The organism is Azospirillum sp. A1-3 (assembly GCF_023806445.1).
Lineage (GTDB): Bacteria > Pseudomonadota > Alphaproteobacteria > Azospirillales > Azospirillaceae > Azospirillum.
Window position 1 is genome coordinate 504,586 of sequence record NZ_JAMSLU010000007.1, and the last position, 20,541, is coordinate 525,126.

Annotated in this window: 16 protein-coding genes and 3 pseudogenes; 8 read left to right on the forward strand and 11 right to left on the reverse strand. The window is 62.4% G+C overall.

Annotated features, from left to right (window positions below):
- Nucleotides 1–46: 46 nt before the first annotated feature.
- Together M5E06_RS32715 and M5E06_RS32720 are read left to right on the forward strand one after the other, a co-directional pair.
- Complete coding sequence (locus M5E06_RS32715) at nucleotides 47–652, forward strand: hypothetical protein (protein ID WP_252141815.1); 606 nt, start codon at nucleotides 47–49, stop codon at nucleotides 650–652.
- A 93-nt stretch (nucleotides 653–745) separates the two neighbouring features.
- The gene (locus M5E06_RS32720; RefSeq protein WP_252141816.1) at nucleotides 746–1,834 is read left to right on the forward strand and encodes a relaxase/mobilization nuclease domain-containing protein; all 1,089 of its coding nucleotides are present in this window, start codon (nucleotides 746–748) and stop codon (nucleotides 1,832–1,834) included.
- 42 nt (nucleotides 1,835–1,876) lie between these two features.
- Here the strand turns inward: M5E06_RS32720 and M5E06_RS32725 are convergent, their stop codons facing one another.
- Entirely contained in the window at nucleotides 1,877–2,512 is a 636-nt protein-coding gene (locus M5E06_RS32725) for a hypothetical protein (RefSeq protein ID WP_252141817.1), read from the reverse strand.
- Between the two features lie 196 nt (nucleotides 2,513–2,708).
- Entirely contained in the window at nucleotides 2,709–4,508 is a 1,800-nt protein-coding gene (locus M5E06_RS32730) for a PQQ-dependent sugar dehydrogenase (protein ID WP_252141818.1), read from the reverse strand.
- Nucleotides 4,509–5,113: 605 nt separating this feature from the next.
- Here M5E06_RS32730 and M5E06_RS32735 point away from each other — a divergent pair.
- The gene (locus tag M5E06_RS32735) at nucleotides 5,114–5,470 is read left to right on the forward strand and encodes a hypothetical protein (protein WP_252141819.1); all 357 of its coding nucleotides are present in this window, start codon (nucleotides 5,114–5,116) and stop codon (nucleotides 5,468–5,470) included.
- A 305-nt stretch (nucleotides 5,471–5,775) separates the two neighbouring features.
- Here M5E06_RS32735 and M5E06_RS32740 read toward each other — a convergent pair whose 3' ends face one another.
- Together M5E06_RS32740 and M5E06_RS32745 are read right to left on the reverse strand one after the other, a co-directional pair.
- Nucleotides 5,776–6,279 (reverse strand): BLUF domain-containing protein, encoded by a 504-nt coding sequence (locus tag M5E06_RS32740; RefSeq protein WP_353654384.1) that lies wholly within the window; start codon nucleotides 6,277–6,279, stop codon nucleotides 5,776–5,778.
- A gap of 933 nt (nucleotides 6,280–7,212) precedes the next feature.
- Nucleotides 7,213–8,230, reverse strand: a pseudogene (locus M5E06_RS32745) (IS110 family RNA-guided transposase).
- A gap of 94 nt (nucleotides 8,231–8,324) precedes the next feature.
- Between M5E06_RS32745 and tnpC the strand changes: the two are divergent.
- Nucleotides 8,325–9,495, forward strand: a pseudogene (tnpC, locus tag M5E06_RS32750) (IS66 family transposase); the annotation flags it as partial.
- A 152-nt stretch (nucleotides 9,496–9,647) separates the two neighbouring features.
- Here the strand turns inward: tnpC and M5E06_RS32755 are convergent.
- Nucleotides 9,648–10,832 carry an IS110 family RNA-guided transposase gene (locus tag M5E06_RS32755; protein WP_252141899.1) on the reverse strand — a complete coding sequence of 395 codons (1,185 nt, stop codon included), beginning with the start codon at nucleotides 10,830–10,832 and terminating at the stop codon, nucleotides 9,648–9,650.
- A 231-nt stretch (nucleotides 10,833–11,063) separates the two neighbouring features.
- On the opposite strand from M5E06_RS32755, the pseudogene M5E06_RS32760 reads away from it, so the two are divergent.
- Nucleotides 11,064–11,270 (forward strand): annotated as a pseudogene (locus tag M5E06_RS32760) (IS66 family transposase); the annotation flags it as partial.
- Nucleotides 11,271–11,525: 255 nt separating this feature from the next.
- On the opposite strand, the gene M5E06_RS32765 reads toward M5E06_RS32760, so the two are convergent.
- From M5E06_RS32765 to M5E06_RS32775, 3 genes are all read right to left on the reverse strand, one after another.
- Nucleotides 11,526–12,596 carry a glycosyltransferase family 2 protein gene (locus M5E06_RS32765; protein WP_252141821.1) on the reverse strand — a complete coding sequence of 357 codons (1,071 nt, stop codon included), beginning with the start codon at nucleotides 12,594–12,596 and terminating at the stop codon, nucleotides 11,526–11,528.
- Nucleotides 12,597–13,123: 527 nt separating this feature from the next.
- Nucleotides 13,124–13,579 carry an NlpC/P60 family protein gene (locus M5E06_RS32770; protein ID WP_252141822.1) on the reverse strand — a complete coding sequence of 152 codons (456 nt, stop codon included), beginning with the start codon at nucleotides 13,577–13,579 and terminating at the stop codon, nucleotides 13,124–13,126.
- 673 nt (nucleotides 13,580–14,252) lie between these two features.
- Nucleotides 14,253–14,423, reverse strand: coding sequence for a hypothetical protein (locus M5E06_RS32775; protein ID WP_252141823.1), 171 nt, complete (start codon nucleotides 14,421–14,423; stop codon nucleotides 14,253–14,255).
- Nucleotides 14,424–14,646: 223 nt separating this feature from the next.
- Between M5E06_RS32775 and M5E06_RS35990 the strand changes: the two genes are divergently transcribed.
- Nucleotides 14,647–14,838, forward strand: a complete 192-nt coding sequence (locus M5E06_RS35990; protein WP_353654385.1) for a transposase — start codon at nucleotides 14,647–14,649, stop codon at nucleotides 14,836–14,838.
- A 542-nt stretch (nucleotides 14,839–15,380) separates the two neighbouring features.
- On the opposite strand, the gene M5E06_RS32780 is transcribed toward M5E06_RS35990, so the two are convergent.
- Together M5E06_RS32780 and M5E06_RS32785 are read right to left on the reverse strand one after the other, a co-directional pair.
- Nucleotides 15,381–16,427: a ParB/RepB/Spo0J family partition protein gene (locus M5E06_RS32780; protein WP_252141824.1), complete on the reverse strand. Its 1,047-nt coding sequence runs from the start codon at nucleotides 16,425–16,427 to the stop codon at nucleotides 15,381–15,383.
- Nucleotides 16,424–17,167 (reverse strand): ParA family protein, encoded by a 744-nt coding sequence (locus M5E06_RS32785; RefSeq protein ID WP_252141825.1) that lies wholly within the window; start codon nucleotides 17,165–17,167, stop codon nucleotides 16,424–16,426. The genes M5E06_RS32780 and M5E06_RS32785 overlap by 4 nt, the downstream gene beginning before the upstream one ends.
- Nucleotides 17,168–17,606: 439 nt before the next feature.
- On the opposite strand from M5E06_RS32785, the gene tnpA reads away from it, so the two are divergent.
- Both tnpA and M5E06_RS32795 read left to right on the forward strand, forming a co-directional pair.
- Nucleotides 17,607–17,999, forward strand: a complete 393-nt coding sequence (tnpA, locus tag M5E06_RS32790) for an IS200/IS605 family transposase (protein ID WP_252141826.1) — start codon at nucleotides 17,607–17,609, stop codon at nucleotides 17,997–17,999.
- Nucleotides 18,000–18,535: 536 nt separating this feature from the next.
- Nucleotides 18,536–20,056: a ShlB/FhaC/HecB family hemolysin secretion/activation protein gene (locus M5E06_RS32795; protein WP_252141827.1), complete on the forward strand. Its 1,521-nt coding sequence runs from the start codon at nucleotides 18,536–18,538 to the stop codon at nucleotides 20,054–20,056.
- Between the two features lie 226 nt (nucleotides 20,057–20,282).
- On the opposite strand, the gene M5E06_RS32800 is transcribed toward M5E06_RS32795, so the two are convergent.
- On the reverse strand, nucleotides 20,283–20,477 hold the full coding sequence (locus tag M5E06_RS32800; protein ID WP_502802028.1) for a transposase: 195 nt from the start codon (nucleotides 20,475–20,477) through the stop codon (nucleotides 20,283–20,285).
- Between the last annotated feature and the right edge of the window lie 64 nt (nucleotides 20,478–20,541).

Here is a 20,541-nt window from a genome sequence, read left to right on the forward strand (position 1 = left end):
CGGGCTGCAGCCCTTCCCAGTGTCTTGCACCGAGGAGCTCTTTATCATGAAGGCCAACGAGATGCCGTTCACCGCCCCGCGCTCCAGCAACACCGTCGCTGCGCCAGCGACAGCACACGCGGCGGTGGAGGGCGGCACACAGACGCCGGCGCCGATCACAGCGCCCGGTGATGCGATGATGACCCCGGCAATGGGGGCCAGGCAGGAGGTGCCCAGCGCCCGACCAGCGACGCCCCCCTTGGATGCCACCGCCCCGCCCTCCCGTTCGGTTGCGGCGGAGCGCACCAGCCTCACCGGGGCGTGCCCTGTGGCAGCGAACGGAGCGGACGCGGCAGCAACCCGACGACAGCTGACCGCCGCCCGAACCGCACTTCGTGTTGCGCAGCGCGCACTGTCCGGTGATGGACGGCTGGTGCTGGCGGCTTTGACGGAAAAGATCGCGCGCGATATGGCATCGGCTGGCGCACAGGCCCGGGCCGAGGTGACGCGCTTTGCCGCCTCGGCGCTGGTGCGCAAGGAGCAGGCTGAGGGGCCGGTGATCCTGTCGACCGCCCAGCGCCGGGCCCTTCAGGCGCTGGAGCGCACCATGCCCCCGGCATCGCCCATGCCAGCGCGGCCTCATCCCCCTGAAGCGCCACGCCTGACCCGGTGAGCCGCCGGGCCCACCCCCCAAACACGGACCAAGACAGCCAGGCCCGCTCCGGCCGGCTTCGTCGGTTGCGGCATAGCACAGGAGACCGGGACAATGACAGCAGCGGACGACAAGGTGTGGCGGTTGCCCACCAGCATTCGAGGGCAGGATGTCCGGCTCGCGCCCGGCTTGCCAGGCGCAGCCGCCCTGTCGGCGGACAGCAAGGCGCGGTTGCGGCGCATCGCCAACAAGGCGCCCGAGGCCATGGTGAAGATCGCCGGACGGGCGGGCGGCGGCGGTGCCGACTTGCACAACCACCTTGCCTACATCACGCGCCAGGGACGGTTGTCGGCCGAAACCCAGGATGGCGAACGGATCGGCGCGCCCGCCCGGCTGGACGCGCTGATCGAGGAGTGGCTGCTGGCCAACGCCGCCGAGGCGCGTGGGGCCAATGATCCCAGCGCGACGCAAGCTGTGGCCCTTATCGTGTCGATGCCTCCCGGCACACCGCCAGACCCGGTCGAGGCCGCCGCCCGTGCTTGGGCCCAGGACATCTTCGCCCGCCGACATGATTGGGTGATGGTCCGACACGACGACACTGGCCACCCGCATGTGCACATCACGGTGCGGGCCGTCGGTCATGACGGACGGCGGCTGGCACCGGGGCCGGGCGAGCTTCAGCGGTGGCGGGAGCGCTTCGCCGGCGAACTGCGCCGATGCGGCCTCGAGGCGGAGGCGACACCGCGGCTGGCCCGTGGCCGCGTGCGCAAACCGTCTTCCCTTCCCACCCATAAGATCGAGCAGCGGGGTTTGATCCCGCGTGCGGCAGACGCCATCGGGCGGGCCGCGGTGGCCGATGCCAGCGCTGCGGTTGCTCCTGAGCCACCGGCATGGAGCCATGCCTTACAGCTGCGCCATGAGGCCGTCCGGGAGGCTTATCTGCGCAGCGCCGAGCTTTTGGAGGGCGGCGACGTCGCCGACCGTCAGCTGGCCCGTGACCTTCGGCGATTTGTCGCTGATCTGCCGAATCCCCTCCCCCGCCGCCACGCTTTGGCGCTGGCGCTGCGGGCCGCGCAAGACCGGGCTGCACACCCCCAGCGCTCCGCCTCATCGCCGCCGGCCTGTCCTGGTGAGCCTGGCCTGCTTCACCCACCCCCCAACCCAGCGCCGGCCCCCCGTCTCCGCTTGCCGAAGCCAGGCTGAGCCCAAGCTTGAAAGGCGGCCCCAACGCAAGGCCTGGGGGGCTCAGCTGTCGAACCGACCGACCCGGCGAGTCCGCTGCCGGACCACCGCCTTGCCTGCCGGGGCCTTGGTCCGCTCGCGGGTGCCGGGGCGGGCGGTGGGTCGCTCAGCGTCAGGCAATCCCCAATAGTCGAATTGTCCTGTCAGAACGGCGACAACCCGGCGCATCTCGTCCCGAACCAAAGCGGCAGCCTCGCACGCAGCGTCAGCGGCACAGGGGGCCGGCGCCTGGGGATCGAGCGTGCCATCGGGCTGAGGCGCCAACCGGACCAAATTGGCGTTGATGGCGCGCAAGGCAGCGAACACGGCGCGCAGCGCCTCGACTTCGGCCGGGCTCCAGTGCGGACGGTGGGTCAGATGAACCAGAGCGAGTGAGCGCAACCAGTTGGCCGGGCTGGTGCCATGCGCCGCTGCGGCGGCGGACAATGCTGCGCGTTCAGCCGCTTTGAAGCGGACGCCGACCTGCCGCCCCATCCCGGCGCCCGGTGACGGCGTCGGCTCCTGGCCATCGACCGCCTGGGTGATCAGCCGTCGCAACGCCGCCGATGCGCTGCCATCGGTCTGCCGGGCCCAGGCGGCAAAGCGCTCGGCCAAGGCTTGGTCCACATAGGCTCCGATCATGGTTTGTTTTGATTTCACTGGCCTCACCTCCCTCCGGTTTCACCGTTGATGGCGACAGCTTGGTTGTGCAGCCAGGAGAGCTGGCATGATCCTCTCGGCCATGGCTGGTCGAGCGTCCTGAACGTACATGTCCGATCAAGCCTTTGCTTCCTTGTCTGACATCCCCTCCACCCGGACGTGCGGAGGTTCCGGAGAGGCGCACCGTCACCACAGCCTAGCCGACGAAGATCCAGCTGGCCTGAAGCTCTGAGCCGGAAACGCCGCTCACTGTCACACTGCTTTGATCGCTGAAGACGATCACCCCTACGCCGGCAGCGTTGGCGCTAAGTTGATAGCCGAGGCCGACGGCGACCCGGATGCGATCGCCATCAACAGCGTTAAAATCAGTGATGATGTCCTGGCCACTGCCGGGCGCAAAGGCGAACAGGTCTGCCCCTCCGCCACCGGTCAGCGTGTCGTTACCACGGTCGCCGGCGAGCCAATCCTCCCCCAGGTCGCCGAACAGCCAGTCATCGCCCTGCCCGCCATAGAGCGTGTCGGCGTCCTGACCACCGTAGAGTGTATCGAAGCCGGTATTGCCAAACAGCGCGTCACGACCACTGTTTCCAAAGACGAGATCACGTCCAAGCTCGCCGGACACCGTGTCGTCGCCGCGGTCGCCCGACAGGCGGTCGGCATCGCGCCCGCCATAGAGGGCATCACCATCCGCCCCGCCATACACGCTGTCGGCACCGGCATTGCCGTAGAGGATGTCGCTGCCGGCCATCCCGGTCAGGAGATCATCGCCCGCCAGGCCGATCAGCTGGTCGGCCGATGCACTGCCTGCCATCACGTTGTTGGCGCCATCCCCGACCGCGCCAGCGCCAACATAGCGCACCGCATAGATCGTTCCCCCAATGTCATCCCCCACCAGCAGTGTTCCATTGGCACCGACCGCGACGGTGGTCGGCCGCCCGAACACCGAGACCTGCGGCTCCTCACCCAGCACGAAGCCGGTCATGAAGGCATCGTAGCGGTTTGCCGGTACACCATTGTCGACATCGACATGGGCGACCATGAAGCCACGCGTCTGGGAGGCGTTCCAGGATCCCCGCAGAGCAACAAAGGCATCGCCTTGATAGGAGGAAGGGAATTGGGTGCCGGTGTAAAACGTAAAGCCGATGGGCGTGGAATGGGCTTGGAACAGCGTGTCCGGGACTAGGGTCTGGGCCACCAGGTCCGGCCGCGGGGGGATGCCGGGTTGGGCATTTTGCCCAACATAGGCGTAGGGCCAGCCGTAGAAGCCGCCAGGCTGGACGCGTGTCAGATAGTCAGGGACCAGATCATCGCCCATGCCGTCCCGCTCAACCACGCTGGCATACAGCGTGGCAGTGGCCGGATTGATCTCCAAGGCGGCGGGATTGCGCAGGCCGCTGGCAAAGACACGGACGTTGGCGCCGGTGCTGTCCAGTTGCAAGATCGTGGCGCGGGGTGGCGCCTCTTCCGCCAGATTGGTCTGCGACCCGATCCCCACATACAAGGATTGGCCATCCGGGCTCAGGGCCAGGGAGTGCAGGCTATGCCCGGCACTGCCGCCCAGTTGCCCCGGCGCGGTGAGCGCAATGGCCGCCCCTTGTGCGCTGTTGTCCCCTGGGGTGTAGGGGAGCCTCCAGATCGCGTTGACGTCGACGACATAAAGGCTGTTGTTGCCGAAGGCCATGCCATGGGGTTGGGTAAATCCGCTGGCGAAGGTGGTTATGCTGTCGGCGCGCCCGTCATCGTTGCCGTCTCGCAGGAGGAGAATGTCGCCGGTGGTCGGGCGCGACAGCAGAACATCGCCATTGGGAGCCGTTTCAATCCACCGCGCCCGATCCAGCCCCTCGGCGAAGACCGAGACGGCAAACCCAACCGGCACTTGCGGCAGCACGCCTGCCGGCCTTGCAGCGCCGGTTGCACCATTGTTGGTCCACACACCAGACTGTGGTGTGGGCAGGCCTGTCCCGCTGACGCTGAATTGATCGCCGGGTCGATCCACAGCCCCCTCCCTTACCACCAGTCTCACGAAGTTTCTTAGTATAGTTCAATAGAATTCAGAAACTTCATTGGGATGATGCATTAACCAGAGAGGATTTCTGAGGTCACTCTTTTACACCTGCGCACCATTTGCGCCGGCATTCAGCCCAATGCAGTGGGAACCACAACATAGCAACAAGATTTCCATTTCTCTCGCACGCTTGCGCCTCCTTTGTCCGCAGCCGAGCCCCACAGCAACAGACGAAGGCTCCCACTTCAATGTGCGGATCGGGTGTCCTCAAACTCCACGAACCGGCCGAATACAGGGAAGTGGCAAATCCAACCAAACAAAAATCCAACCAAACAGTGTGTCAGGACAAAATCGCCAACCGCCACCAAACAGCGGCGGCGCTATGCCCGTGCACAGCTTTTGCGAGTTATCGCTTTAAGAGTGGCCAAAGCCAGGCTCACCGATAAGCTTTAAGTTCATGAAGGTACTTCCATATCTGGAGCCCCAGATACTAGTGTATCAGTTCCAAACTTGTAACACACCCCTGCTCAATATTGTACTAGACTCAACCGATATCTCCATGTATTCTTTGGAATGCACTCAGCAGGGAGGGTCCTATGGCAGTCATGGTATGGGGGCCGACGCTGGACGACTTTGGCGAGTTGTGGTCAAAGGAGTTCAAACGCTGCGATGACGCCATTCTCTACATTGTGAACACCCTTCCTGAGGACATTTGGTACGTCATCGTGATCTCGCATGTCGATGGCTCTATCATCACATGGCCTGACATCCATCGTCGTTACCTGGAGTTGGTTGCTGATCCCGTGCTCCTCGCTGATGCCCCCGCAACGCGCGCAGACGGGGGATGGCTGGGAGTGGTGCGGGCTTACTGTACAAAGCCGTGGCGCCTTATCCGCTCTCGCCGGGAGCCGCGCCCCCGGACGCTGGGCGACGCCCACCCCGCATTTTCTTAAAAGTCGCGCCAGAAGCAGCGCTGCGCATCAGCCGCGAATGTTTTGGCCAAAGCCGCGACGTTGCCAGAGCTCAAGTCACAGATGCGCGCTGTGCGCACCCCCGACGGCTGACTGCTCCACCACAAGGCGGCGTCCCTTGTTGACCTTGCACGCAAGGACAAGAAACAGCGGACGCGGGCTTTTCGATACACAACGAACCAAGGTGATCGCGCTTGACGAGGCTTGGTGATCTCCGAGACGAGGTTCTCGCTATATAGTTCATGATCATCGACTTTGATGCTTCACAGACTGGGCAAGTGCGAAAGTTACAATTTTGAATCTCTTAGAATTTGACTTGGAAGCGGAAGTTTCCCGCAGTGTTCTTCGGATGGCATCGCATTGAGGTGTGATACCTCACACGCATGCCGATAAGACAGAATCAAAACACCAATGGCAAAAGCAGCATCATAGGATTTTATATAAAAACCATCATACGCCTTCAGAGTGCCGATTGCCCGCTGCCACAGGGTTGGGTCATCCAGGAACATCATGTTCATAGCCCACAGCCCAAATAGCCGGTTGGACGCGGTTTCATTGTAAAACAATATTTGCGTGTTGCGCTGCTTTTCGTCAGATTCAATATTATAGAGCGCCTCGTTTAGAGCGGTCGGCGGACCTTCCAGAGAACAGAGAAATACACCGCCGCATTCGATCAGAAATCCAGTCACGCCAAATTCTTTATTCCGCCGCGCATATGATAGGCAGATCTTTACGATCTCGTCATATGACACCATGACCATCAATTCACTGCGCAAAACCAGTCTGTGCACAGCAGCACCTCTAAGTTGCTATCACGAATGCATAAGAAACTCTGGAGCGGCACCAATTCAGCATCGATCATAAACTGTTCGTGTTGCTGAATAAAGGCTTTTGCCGCAAATATGTGCTATTTCGATGAGGTTCCTGGTGCCGGAGCGCGGCGACCATCCGTTATGAGGGGAGCTTCTGGCGCCAACGTGCCAAGGTGGGACGCAAGAGGGACTTGGTGCGGGCGGTTCGGCGGCGGGGGCGCTCCAGACACCGCAACAGGCGTCGACATTGGCGATTTGGTGACCAGTCTCGGCCCTGAAGATCTTGGCGTTACCCACATCGTTTTGGCAATGGCCGGAGATCTGAGGCGCGTCGAGCGCCGGGCAACGTGACAACCCTTGGCCGTCATGGGCCGAGTTTCCAAACCTCACAACGCGGCGTTCTTGCGTTCGATCGCTGGAGCAGTTCGATCCACAGGCGCCCCCGGAGATCCTCCGGCTGCAAGGTCAAGCTTCAGAAAGCCTTTGGCGGTGGTCAGGTTGGCGTTGCCGACATGACCTCATGCGCGACAGGCGTGCCAACACGTGTTTGCTCACCGGGCTGGGTGAGGGTGTGACGCCGCCTTGTGGCCACGCGCATTGGAGGTGGCTGGTGATCGGGTTGTTGCACGGCGACTCGGGATATGAGTCATGTGTGGACGACCGCTGCGGTGCAAGGGAAAACGGGTGAAGTTGGCAATGCGGGCGGGTGCGGTCATGTGTCCGGCCTCCAGAGTGCGGCGCTTATGACCGCGGGCCATGATGAAATCCGCGGATAGGGTCCCAATCAACGGAACGCGCCTTGCGCGCATTGACTCATGCGGGTCTTCCCCATCCTCGGCTCGAACCGTATCGCCATCACCTCACTCGTCACCCTCGCACGTGCTTTTCCCGGTCTCTGGCGCGCCCTCTGCTTTAAGCGGCGGCTGGAACGGGAAAATCTTTCCGATAGACCTCGCCTCTGGTCAGCACAGCCCAGGCGATGCGGGCCATCTTGTTGGCCAAGGCCACGGTGACGAGCCGGGCCGGCTTGCGATCAAGCAGGCCCTTCAGCCAATCGGCGTCTCCCGGCGCCCGAGTGCGTGCGTGGCGAATGACGCAGGTGGCGCCGATCACAAGCAGCCTGCGGATTGAGCGGTCCCCGGTCTTGGTGATCGGGCCCAACTTGTCCTTGCCGCCACTGGAGTTCTGACGCGGAACCAGGCCTAGCCAAGCGGCCAAGTGGCGTCCGGTCCGGAAGGCCGCCGGCTCCGTAATCGTCGCGGCCAGAACCGAGGCAGTGATCGGGCCAATCCCGGGAATGGTCGCAAGATTGCGGCTCGCCTCGTTCGTCCGATGCCAGGCGATGATCTCCCGCTCAACCGTCTCGATCCGGGCATCGCAGCTCGGGATCTGTCCCGTCAATTCCTGCAAGGCAATGCGGGCCATCTCTGGAATGCCCAGTTCATCCAGCCCCGCGATCAGCTCGGCGGCCTTCTTGCGGCCCTGGGCGGCAACGATGCCGAATTCCGCCAGATGGGCGCATCAGCATGGTCCGCTGACGCACCAACTGGTCGCGAACGCGATGCAGCATCAGAACGGCCTGTTGATCTTCGCTCTTCACCGGAACAAAAGCCATGTGCGGGCGCGCCACCGCCTCGGCGATGGCCGCTGCGTCGGTGGCATCGTTCTTCTTACCGCGCTGCACGTACGCTTTGACGCGTGCCGGCGGGATCAGCCGGACCTGATGACCGAACGCCCTGATCCGCCGAGCCCAATGGTGGGCTGTGGCGCATGCCTCCATTCCGACCAGGCAGGGCGGCAACTCCTTGAAGAATCCATCCACCGCCTCACGCCGCAGTTGCCGGCGGACGACGACTTTTCCAGCCTCGTCAACGCCATGAACCTGGAAGACGTGCTTGGCAAGATCGAGACCGACGGTGACAATGCTCATGTGGACGGCCCTCTCGTAGGTGGGATTCAGCAACCACCAGTCTATGGCACCTCGATGCCGGAGAGCAGCGGTCGTCCACACCATCAACATCTCCATGACGGTTCCGCCGCGCTATCGTCTCAGTGACGCCGAGAAGGACGCCCTGCTGATCGAGCAGGCGGCGCTGATCGAGCGCATGGCCGCACGGATCGCCAAACTGGAAGCCTTGGTCGGCAAGCCGAAGAAGACCTCGGCGAACTCGCACATCCCACCTTCGCAGGATGGCCCCGGGGGCAAGGCCCGCAAGGCGAAGCGGGGGCGCAAACCGCGGCCGTCCCGTCCCGGTGTCGCGCGGCCGCTCACGCCCGACCCTGATCGCACGGAGCGCCGTCTTGCCGAGGAATGCCCGCACTGCCAAACGGCGCTGTTGGCAGCGGGACAGCGCTGCCGGCATCGCTACGACCACATTGACCTGCCAGAAGTCCGCCCGGTGGTGACGCGGGTGGAGCTGTTCGGCGGCCGCTGCGGTTCGTGTGGACGGCGCTATCGGGCTGAACCGCCCGCCACCATGCTTCCGGGAACGCCCTTCGGCCCAGGGATCCGCTCGCTGCTGGCCTACCTGCATCACAGCCATCATGTCGGCTTCGAGCGGCTGTCGCGCCTGCTGAAGGAGGTGTTTGGGCTGAGCATCTCCGAAGGCGCCATCGCCAATGCCTTCCGCCGCATGGGGTCGGCGTTCGATACCGCCTGCGCGGCGATCAAGACCAAGCTCCTGACCGCTCCCGTCATCGCCTCGGACGAAACCACAACCCGGGTTGACGGCGTGACCCACTGGCAGTGGGTGTTCCAGTCCGATGAGGCTGTGCTGCACACCATCGCCCCCAGCCGGGGACGGGCGGTGGCCGCCGACATTCTGTGGGATCATCGACCCGAGGTGTGGGGCTCCGACCGCTACGCCGGCCAGCAGGAGCTGGGGCAAGTGCACCAAGTCTGCCTGGCCCACGTCTTGCGCGACGTTCAGTACGCCATCGACTGCGGCGACAGCGTGGTGGCGCCGAAACTCCGTGATCACCTGCGCTGGGCCATCCGTGTCGGCAAGCGAAGACCGGAGTTGAAGGACAGCACGCTCGCCGCTTACGCCGCCAAGGCCGAGCGCCGCCTGGATGCTTTGCTCGGTGTCCCCGCTGCCCATCCGGCTGGCCGCGAACTGCAGCGCCAGATCAAGGCGTGGCGCGGCAAGTTCTTTGTCTTTCTCAGCGACCGCCGCGTGCCACCGACCACGGATGATGTTGAGAACCTCCAGTTGGACATTGGACCGATGCGGTCGGTGCAAGGCATCGACCGCATGGATACCCAAGGCCGGATGATAAAGCCCGGGTCAAGGCCGCAGCCGCGCGGAGCGCGGGGCCGCGAAGCGGTCGCCTTGAGGCGGACTTTATCATCCGGTACCCACCGGCCCCGCCGTCTTCCACGCCTCGACCATTCGCTCATAGACCCGCTCGGCCTGTTCGACATACTCGGCCTCACGTTGTCGGATTTCTTTGATCCAGTAATCGTGAGTGGTGCCGGCATGGCCGTATTCCCGGGGAGCGCCAGCCTTGAGCGCGGCCCTGCGGAGCTTCATGGCTGTGAAAGCCGGCCGGGCAAACAGGTATTCCGTCCCTTCGGACAGCAGGTGCCAGATCAGGATCGCCAGTTTCCGGGCGGTCGCCACCGCCGCCGCCGGCGCTCCCGCCTTTTTCTGTACACGGGTGAAGAACGCCCGCAGCGGTCCAGGCGCCTTTTTCGCCGACCAAGCCGCCTCGACCAGCATCTTCCGGGCGGACGCATTTCCCTGCTTGGAGATACGGCCATGGCGTGCGGGATGATCACCGGACTGACGGGTGGTCGGGGTCAGGCCGAAGTAACACGCCAGCTTCTCGGCTGTCGGAAAGCGGGCGATATCTCCGATCGACGCCAGGACGGTGGTGGCGACGATCGTGCTGATCCCCGGAATCGTCATCAACCGTCGAGCCCGCGGATCATCCAATGCCTGCCGGGCCAGGTTGATGTCCAGTTCGCGAAGCTGCCCGACAACCCGTTCAAGATCAATCAGCAGGCGTTCCAGGATCCGCCGTTCATCGGGGGGAACCGGAAGTTCCGCCAGCCATTCCCGGCCGGATTTACCGAACAGGTCACCGTCGTATTTCGGGAGCAGGTTGCCGTGCAGGATGGCATGGACCCGGCTCTTGAGCCGCACCATCTGGTCGAGCACGGCCATTCGCTCCGAGATCAACCGCCGCCGATGCAGCGTGTCGTCATCCGGAGCCCAGACCTCGGGCAGAAAGCCCGAGGCATAAAGCCGGGCCAGGATGCCGGCGTCGATCTTGTCGGTTTTCACCCGGGCGAAGGCGATGGCCCGCACCAGCCGGGGATTGGCGATGGCCACCTTCGTCACGAAGGGCCGGAGCAATTTTTCAACCGCAGCGCTGTTTCCGGTCGCCTCGATGACCACCACATCGGCTTTCTCGAGAGTCCGGGCGAACGTAAGAAAGCGCTCGTTGGTCAGCTCAACGCGAAGTTCCTGTTGTATCTGGCCCTCGGCGAAGATGGCGACCTGCGCGAAGGACCGATGGATGTCCATCCCGATGATACGCATGCTCCCTCCTGTTGTCTTCTCGGGAGCCAGCGGGCTTGCACGACATCTACGGATTCGCGCTCGCAGCGCAACCGGGCAAGTCGTAGGGGGCGGCCACGTAACAACGCGAGCTCACAGCTCATGGTTAAGGACGGCCTGCCGCCGTTTCATGCTCCCGACGCCCCTATCCCGGTAAGCCGAACTTTACCAGAGCGCGGCCCTGCCCAGGAAGGCGCCAGAAACAGCATGCCCTTTAACAACGTCAGTGAGCAGGAAATCCGCCCGTCCGTGATCTTCCGCAAGGTCACCAACGGCTTCCGATCCGACTGGGGGCCGGGCATCCACGCAGGCTATCGTTCCGTCACCGGAACCGCGCGCCGCCAAGGCCAGTCCGCCTGGACCGCCATCCGCAACCTCATCGACGGCACCTTCGTCGTCGCTTAACGGCTCAGCTGCCGCCAGCCGGGTGAGCAAACACTCCTGCAGGGCCGCTTCGATCGCCATCACCTGTCGCCTTCGCCGCCCCTCCCCACGACGACGCCCCCCCCATTCGCCCCCATTCGTTGGACACGAAGGCCAACGAATGGGGCAGCACTTCATGATGCTGTCCGTAACAACAAGCCCTTCCAGACCAAGAGACATCACCAAATTGGAAAAGACCGAATTGCTCAATCCGGTAAATTTCATTACAAACCTTACCTAAAGCGCGCGTATCTTCTCCTGTCGAGAGGTGAGATATACTGCTGTCTCACAAAAACAGTCTTTCAGTCTTTCCGGTATAGGACGGGACGCGAGAATTCCACCACGGGCCAGGAGATGGTTGAGTGCCGATGACATGGTGTCTGGCAAGGAGGCAACCACCATTTTTGCTCTGATCTTGAGAGAAACATCGTCGGCAGCAACCATTCTCATCAGAATTCGGAAGAACTCCATATTGCCTGATGCAAAAGCTGCGTTTAGAGCAGTCATGATCCGGCGGTTTATCTCGACAATCACAGCAGAGCGCCAGGATGAGTCCAAGTCATGATGTCTAAGAACATAGCCAAGAACACAAATCTCTCCAATAAATTGCTTTAGGTCACTCCCGGAATCATTGTTTTCATGCTTGCGAATGCCGACGGTGGGCTGGGTCACCAATCCGATGGGGCCTTGCGCAACGCAGCGCAGCAGGAACTCCAGATCTTCCGCAGGAATACCCGACATCCGTCGATCGAAGCCACCGACCTTTTCAAAAAGGCCACGGGAGACCGCGATGGTGGAGGGGAAAATGGCTTGGTAGCATAAGATGGGCGTCACCATGGGCTCATCGATAACCCACACCCCGTCAGCGACCTCATGCTTGGCGAAGGTCCAGAATTCCCGTGGAGCATCGTCGAGCTTGGTGGAGGTGCTCCACACACCGTCTCGGACCACAGAGAAATTGGAAAAGGCGAAGGCCAGCGATGGGCTGGCGGCAACGGCTCGGGCAAGCTCTGCCAGATGATGAGGCTGCCACAAATCGTCGTCATCGCAAAAGGCCAACCAAGGCGCAGAGGACAAAGCCACGCCAGTGTTGCGGGCAACTGGTTGGCCTCCATTCTCAGTCTTGTGATAGCGAACCCGGTTTCCAAAGCGGGCACACACCTGGGCGGCGGCATCGTCTGGAGAACCATCATCAATGACGATCACCTCGGATGGTGCATGGGTCTGCGCCAGCACGCACCTCAAAGCCTCGTTCAAAAAATCAGCGCGCTGATAGGTCGGAATAATGACACTCACATCAAAGCTCATCAATAGACCTCCAAAACTAGTGGACCGAGCCAGACAGATAGTGTCGTTTGTACATTAGCAGATTCGAGGCATTCTGCCGACTGCGCCGAGCTACATACGTAACGATCCGTCTGGCGCATACCACTAGCCGTGCATGTTCCTCCGTACCCACGTGATGACCTGTATTCCATGCACAGGCGATGGGTACCAGAAGGCACGAACACACAGATCACGCATGCTGCACCGAGCCGTAAGCCACAAAACTCACAGCAAGGCTTGGTTGGCTACGTCGCCAAGATCACAGATCATGAGGCAACTATCATCGACAGTGAGACGGGTGAGGTACTTAACCTCTACACCTACCTTGGCCTGGATAGATGGTCCTACAAGTGGGATGAGAACACTCCCCCTGTTCCTGTCACACGTTACGGGGTGAGCCATTCCTTAGGGAAGAAAGCTCGAAGTGCCGCAGCTTTCACTTCAATTCCTGATAACTGCCTGAAAACCACCCGTATTTCTCCGAGTAAATAACGAAATACCGGACCCCATCAGAATTCGTGCCAACGTCGAAAAATCCTTCCCGCTCTTGTTGCCCAGTATCCAGTGCAGTAGCTTGCTATCGCAACACCAGTTGATGTTTGCGCTCCAATGAACTTTCCGGCTAACGGATCTATCACAATTCCGCAGTGACCATCCCAGGATACAACGTCGCCAAGTTCCGGAATGCTAACCGTCTTGAACAGATGCGATACCCTAATAGATGCTGCGTTCATGCTAAGAACGGATAGCTGTGGGTTGTTAAAGACTTCTGCATAGACTTTCGTCACAAACCCAGAACAATCGATTGCTTTGTTCCCTTGAGGAGTGCCATAAGCACCATCCAAAGCGTTTGCTGACTTTGATCCGTAGCCGTAATGTGTTCCTAACCAAAACAATGCGGCAGAGGCGATTTTTGCCTGTGGTGACCCACGATGGTTTAGCTTCCAATCCAGAAGTGCAACCACTTTACCACCTCCTCCTTGTACCCCCCAGCCACTTCAAAAATTATAGTACACTTCATCATTAGTGAAATATAGTTTCGTCAGGAATGGTGGCTGGCGCGATAGTGTTAATCTCCATAAGGAGACTCTCTGTCTCAGCTGATTAACACGTCTCTGAGGTAGCTCCACCCTCACGCGCAATTTCCACAGGGCGCCCCCTACAACTAGTGGCGTGCACCAGACGGATCTTTACGTATGTAGTACAATACGATCCGTCTGGATCGACTCACTAGAAAGAGGACATCGTTATATTTGTTCGAGAACACAACGCTGAGTTCAAACGAGCCACGATTGTGGATTGATCGGTATCTGGCCTGATGCTGGTCAGGAAGGAGTGGTTGGCCCCTGGCTTCCTGCCATGCTGATGTCCTGCCCGAGGATGGAGCGTCCCACCCTCAGCTGTTTGCCGACCTCGGCTGGCGACAGGCCCCCTCTTCCTGCGTCAGTGCCGCCTTGATCTTGTCCGTCCTGATGGGCTGCCGCCCCGGGCGTTTGCTGCGGATCTGGACGACCGAGATGGTGTCGATCCTCTCTTCCGGGCTGAGCAGGCCGATGCTTGCGCTCCTTCAGCATGGCCGGCGCCAGCAGGTCGCCGCGCAACCCGCCGAGGCCGTCAAGGTGAATGACGGCCACCGTGTCACCACATCGCGCGGAGGCGAGCAACACCTCCCCCCGGCCGGACCGTCGCCTTGCCTGAGCACATGTCAATGAAGGCGGTCAAGGCGCCGGCCCGCTCCCGCCGCAGCGTCTGGCCGGCAGCATCCTGGTCGCCGGTGGAAACCCGCGCATAGCCCAAGATGTCGCCCATGCCCGTCCTCCAACCGGCCGTTCCGTGGATGATCACGCCGAACGTGACCAAGCAGTCGCGCCGCCGTCCACAAAGATACGTCCCGTCATTCTCGGCTGTCCACACTCCCCACCGACCTATTCTGGACAGGGAAAGTCCACGTGGCGCGATTCCGACACCCGAAGCAGAGCCTGAGGTTCAGCTCAGTTGGTGAGCCGGGATAACTGGCAGCGGGCCTATCGCCTTGAAAGGTTGGCACGAATCCTCAAAACGAACCACGAACGCAGCCGCTCTGACGCTCCGCGCTTTCCATGACCTGTTCGCCAATGAGGACACCGCGCAAGCGTGGTTTGAGCGCGTCCGCTGGTCGGACGGTCCGGCCTGCCCAGCCTGCGGACTGCGTGGATCACGCCTGCTGGCTCACGTGCGGCGTTGAGACTGGACCGCCTCTCACCGTCAGGTCTCGGTCACGGCGGGCACCCCAATGCACCGCCCCCACCTGCCGCTGCTCACCTGGGCGCAAGCCATCCCCTGATCGTTGCGTCGATCAGGCCATCTCCGCCGTGAAACTGTCGGAGATGGTGGGCGTCTCCTATAAGATGACGTGGCACCTCATGCGCGGGGTCGGTGAGCGACGGGTGCGGGCCTTCGACCCGTACCAATCCGGGAGCCGGGGTGCCCCCGCCGACCCACGTCTGACGATCCCCTATTTCAAGGGCAAGATGTTGGCCGTGGTGAGGTCAGCCGACCGCCGGAAAGCGTCCGTGAAGCCGCCTGATACTCAAGCCCTTCTGGCTGCCTGAGTTCAGGCGATCGTACCCACTGGCAGGGCGGTCTCCTCAAGACGCGGTGTCACAGCTCATGTTGCGCGAGCGGCCGCGTTTAAAACCTGCTACCAGCGCCCCTATCCTGCCCCCCCTCTCCTCCTTTCCTCCACTCCTGTGTCTTGCCCGCTTGCCACCTCACGCCCAACAGGCATCACCCAACAGCCAAGATGCGCAGCGTGGTGACATCGACTTCTCGCACTCCATCGGCATAGGCCACCAACGCCGCACCAGAGCGCCCAGCCCGTTGGTCGACCACCAGACGGCCGGACACGCCATCATCCGCCACCACGAGAAAGACGGGAGCGGTCGCGGTATCGGCCGGAGCGGAACAGGACTGCCGCGGGGCAGCAGGCTCCCGCACCATTGGCTTTGCCCGCTGTCGGCTGGCATCGGCCGCGAGCCCCCGGCTGTCCGGGTTGCCACGCAGGGCTGCAGCCCCGTGGCCGTCATCTCCTGTGGCAAGCGCTGGTGGCTTTGATGGCATGGGCGGCGGTTGATCGGGTCTTGGGCTGTTGGTCGACCGACCGGTGATCCTTGCAATGATCCGGCGGGCCTCTGTCACGGTCAGCGGGCTGTCCTCATCCGGGAGGGCGGCAAGCAGGGGTTCGGGGGTCTTGCACCATTGGCGATAGAGCTCATAGAGCGCGCGGATGTCGGCCTCATCCAGACGCTGGCGCAGCGCCGGTGGAAAATGCTCGACCTGTCGAAAGGCGGCGACCTGATACTCCTTTAGAGCACAAATGATGCCAATGTCGGCGCTGCGCTTTCCCTCCCCAGCCAGCCGGGAGACGGCAGCGGCCAGGTCGGAATTGGACAGGCGGATGCGCTGCTGGTTCTCGATCAGTTGGACGGCGAATCCGTCATCGCTGACCGGCCGCAACAGCGCTGGAATGTCGATCATGTCGGCCAGTTTGCTGGCACGCAGCCGCCGCGCGCCAACGACCAACCGGTAGCGCCCCGCCACCGACGGGCGCACGATGATCGGCTGCACCACGCCATAGGCTTTGATCGAGGCAGCGAGGCTGGCCAGCTCCTCGCTGTCGAAATGGCTGCGCGGCTGGTCGGGGTCTTCATCGATGTCGGCGATGAGCAGGCGCAAGGCCTCACCCTGCCCCTCGCCGGCCGCAGCCCGCAGATTGCTGAAGGCGGCCGCGGCGAAGGCGGCACGCACGGTGGTGGACGGGGTGGATTTGCTCATGGGTCGATCTCCATACGCCGGGCCACCTCATCGAAGACGTGGCGGATTTCCTGTCCGGCCTCACGGGCTGCACTGCTGGGAAGTGCCCACACCGGCTGGCCTTCACTGACGGCCCGGGCATAGAGATCCCGCTTGGCAACGATGCCAGGGAACAGCAGCTTGCCAGCCTGGGCGGCCAAACTTTCAAACAACGCACGCTCGCGCCGGCTCTTGCGATCAAACACGGAGGGCAGCAGACCGAGAAATGTCGGTTCAGGGCGGCGGTAGTGGTGTGCCACCCCCTTGATGGCGCGCAGCAGCTCCGCCACCCCTTGGATGGAATAGTCGTTGATGCCGATGGGGGCCAGCACAGCGTCGGCGGCCAACAGCGCGCCAAAGCTGCGGACAGTCAGCGCAGGCGGGGTGTCGATCACACAGATGGCATAGTCACCGGCCATGGCAGCGAGGCTGTCACGGAAGGTCTCAATGCAGGCATGATTGACCCCCTCAACCCCAAGCAAGGCTCGGGTGGAACGGGCAACGGTGAGCCGGCCGACGGCGGGTACGCGGGTGGGGGCGGCGAACAGCGCCACACTGTCCACAGAACTGACATGGCTCCCCAATGTGGTGGTAAGATTGCCCTGCTGATCGAGGTCGATGACCAGGGTGGCCACGCGCTCGGCGAAGTACCAGCCGGCATGGGCAACAATGGTGGTTTTCCCCACGCCCCCCTTCTCGTTCATCACAACGAGCGTTTTCACGCGCACCGCCTCCCAAGGTCCGAGAAAGACCCGCCGAACCTCTCCACCACTGGGAGGACTGGCGCCCGATCTTTCCACTGTGACCGCGGATTGCACGCCTCGTCAACCGATCCTAGCAACTTTTAATTTTAGATTGTTTGGCGGCTTTGCACTGTGCAAAGCTCGCCCCCTTGCCAGCGAGAGCAAGGCTGCCGCTTGTCCCTCTCTATCCTATCCAATCGCACCAAAGGATGTTCGCAGATATGAACCACCGCCCCCATTCTGCGCATGGAGGTGATTTCGCGGTCATGACTCCGCATCGGGCCGTTCCGACCCGTTCGCCTTGAGGACGCCAACATGATTTCGTGGCGGGGACTGCCGGCTTAAGCCGGCAGCGGAAGCCGCGCCTCCTTTGCTGTTGCGTTAGGTTTCTGGCGGAAGCAGACTCTCTTGCAGGACGATGCGCTCTGCGAAGAACGCCGGGGCGGTATTTTCGCTGACGTACCACATCGTATGGTGCCCGAAACACCGGCGCCCCGTCCTGACGCCTCCGATTGACCGCCGGCTTAGGCAAGTTCTTGGCGAAGTGGCGTCCGCGTACGATATGACGGTCCACGCGCTGGACGTCATGCCCGATCATGGTCACGTCTTTGTTGAAGCCGATCCTACGCTCGGCGTTGCTGAAATCGTCAATCGCCTGAAGGGAAAGTCCAGCCGGGGTCTTCGTGACGAGTTCCCGGCGCTGCGCTCCAGGCTTCCGACGCTCTGGTCCCGCAGCTATTTTGCCGCAACGGTCGGCAGCGTCTCGGAAGAGACGATCCACCGCTCCATCGAAAACCAGAAGGGCAAGTGACCGATGCCGGTCCTGAGCACCAAGGATCGCACGGGCCGTGATGCTCCTGCCGAGTCGCACCGCGTTGCCGGACGCGTCCGCACTGCACATCGAAAAGCGGTCGCGCGGCTGTTACTGGGACAGTCGCTGCGACCGAACGTTGACCGGTGGCGGCGATGTGTCGCTCAGGTCAACGCACAAAGGATTTCAGAGGCTACGGAGCGCATTCGGGTCGCATTGGCACAGCACCAACCCCCAACACCAACGGTGGGCTTTCTGGTCGCCGCTTGCTTGACCTCGGCGGGCAGCTGTAGACTTTTAGCAATGCAATAGGACAAATTTATTGTCTATTACTTTCGCTTGGGGGGAGGTTATCTGTGGTGAAAACAACTGTTGCCGCATTTGTCTTGGGCGCGGTAGCGCCCGCGCTGTTGACCCTTAGCCCATCGGCTGAGGCTGTGGCCCAGGCCCTTCCCGGCCCTGCCGACCCCGGGCGGGTGGAGCAGCGGTTCCAGCCCGTGCCCACACCACAGTCCGCTCCCGAGATCGTCGTACCCATGCCGGAGCAGCTGCCGCCGCCAGACCGGGCCAAGTCCATCCGGCTCACGCTGTCCTCGGTCGGCTTTGACGGCAACACGGTCTACAGCGATGCCGATCTGAGACCGCTGTACGAGCCCCTGATCGGTCGCGAGATCACGCTGCTCGACCTCTACGGACTGCGTGACGCCGTCACGGCAAAGCTTCGTGCTGATGGCTACATCCTGTCCCAGGCGGTGCTGCCACCCCAGCGCATCCAGGGCGGCGCGGTGCGCCTCCAGGTCGTAGAAGGCTACATCAACGATGTTCGGTTTGAGGGCGCGCCCTTTGCCGACCGGCTCGGTCTGCTGGCCGGCTATGGCGACAAGATCAAGGCGTCGCGCCCGCTGCGCCTGAAGGACCTAGAGCGCTACGTGCTGCTCGTCGACGACCTCTCGGGGGTAACGGCGCGCACCGTGCTCCAACCGGCACCGGGGACGAACGGCGGCTCCGACCTGATTTTCGTCTTAGAGCGCCGGCCGATCGGCGCCTCCATCACGCTCGACAACCGCGGCTCGCGCGCCATCGGGCCACTCCAACTCGACGGTACCGTCGAGATCACCGACCAGACCGGTCTTTTCGAGCGCACCATCGTGCGCGGCGTCGTTACGCCGGCGAATATAAACGAACTGCGCTATATCGACGTAACTGAGGAGTTGCCGGTTGGAAACGAGGGCGCGACCGTTTACCTCGGTGCCCGCCGCACCTGGTCCGAGCCGGGTGGCTCGGTCAGCGCATTCCAACTCGACAGCCGGAACAGCGGCCTTCGCCTCGGTGGCAGCTATCCGGTGATCCGCAGCCGTTCGGAGACCTTGCGGCTTAACGCCGAATTCTCAATCCGCAATTACACCACCAGGGCGCAAAGCAACCCGCTGTCGGAGGACCGGCTGCGCGTGTTCACCCTCGGCTCGACGTACGATTTTGCTGACGCGTTCGGTGGCGCCAACCTGCTGCACGCGGAGATCTCGAAAGGGTTGGATGTGCTCAACGCCAGCCGCACTGGCTCCGCCAATCTGAGCCGGGCCGGCGGGCGCAGCGACTTCTTCAAAGTGACAGCGGGGGTCACGCACGACCACCCGCTGACTGACGAAATCCGGCTAATGGCGGCGGTAGAGGCGCAATGGACGCCGCATCAGCTGCTGTCTTCGGAGGAGTTCGGCTTCGGCGGTGGCGTCTGGGGGCGCGGCTACGACCCGTCCGAGGTGTCCGGCGACAAGGGCGTCGCCGGCCGCCTGGAGCTCCAATACGCGCCGCCGCTGGAGATCGATGCACTGCGTCGGTCGCACCTTTACCTGTTCGTTGATCACGGCTCCGTCTGGAATTACGAGGACGGGCCGCGCCACGGCCAGCAGTCGCTGTCCTCCGCCGGCGCCGGCGTGCGCCTAGCCATCAACGAGACCCTCGGCGCGACTTTCGAACTTGCCAAGCCCCTGCAGCGCCCGATCAGCAGTGATCGCGGTCGGGGCTTGCGAGGATTCTTCACCATCAGCGCGAGCTATTAACCCGGATCATTCATAAAGGTGGTGACGGGGCCGTGTGGAGGCGTGCCAACGGGTGGCGTCGTGGGCGCGCTCTGCGGGGTTTGCCGGGATGGGGTCATTCGGGGGGATGTCGCTCCGACGGTCAAGGCGGCAGCTTGACGGTGCGGGGCACCCAGCACTGTGAGGCTTTTCTGGTGGAGACGCTGGTCGGCAGCGACACCTTGATGCGCGTCACCATCTCGGTGACCTACGCCGCCATTTTGATGAGGCCGAGACGCAGCTTGTCAAACTGCGTCTTGCGCCAGAACGATGTCTTGGGCGCCAAGCCGCGCAAGGTGTGCATCAGCCAATAGGCGATGGTGTGGATGAGCAGCCGGAACTGATTGGCGGTTACCTTGCTGCACGAATAACCTTGTCGCAGGACTATGGAGCTGACCGTCATTTTTCCGCTTGAGGTCAAACCTGATACGAGTCCGGCATAGAGGCTGTGGTGACAGGTGATGAGA

Coding starts and splice junctions, on each gene's coding strand:
- M5E06_RS32715 (WP_252141815.1), top strand. CDS start 47: ATGAAGGCCAACGAGATGCCGTTCACCGCCCCGCGCTCCAGCAACACC.
- M5E06_RS32720 (WP_252141816.1), top strand. CDS start 746: ATGACAGCAGCGGACGACAAGGTGTGGCGGTTGCCCACCAGCATTCGA.
- M5E06_RS32735 (WP_252141819.1), top strand. CDS start 5,114: ATGGCAGTCATGGTATGGGGGCCGACGCTGGACGACTTTGGCGAGTTG.
- M5E06_RS32755 (WP_252141899.1), bottom strand. CDS start 10,832: ATGGACATCCATCGGTCCTTCGCGCAGGTCGCCATCTTCGCCGAGGGC.
- M5E06_RS32765 (WP_252141821.1), bottom strand. CDS start 12,596: ATGAGCTTTGATGTGAGTGTCATTATTCCGACCTATCAGCGCGCTGAT.
- M5E06_RS32775 (WP_252141823.1), bottom strand. CDS start 14,423: ATGGGCGACATCTTGGGCTATGCGCGGGTTTCCACCGGCGACCAGGAT.
- M5E06_RS32780 (WP_252141824.1), bottom strand. CDS start 16,427: ATGAGCAAATCCACCCCGTCCACCACCGTGCGTGCCGCCTTCGCCGCG.
- tnpA (WP_252141826.1), top strand. CDS start 17,607: ATGCGCTCTGCGAAGAACGCCGGGGCGGTATTTTCGCTGACGTACCAC.
- M5E06_RS32795 (WP_252141827.1), top strand. CDS start 18,536: ATGCCGGAGCAGCTGCCGCCGCCAGACCGGGCCAAGTCCATCCGGCTC.
- M5E06_RS32800 (WP_502802028.1), bottom strand. CDS start 20,477: ATGACGGTCAGCTCCATAGTCCTGCGACAAGGTTATTCGTGCAGCAAG.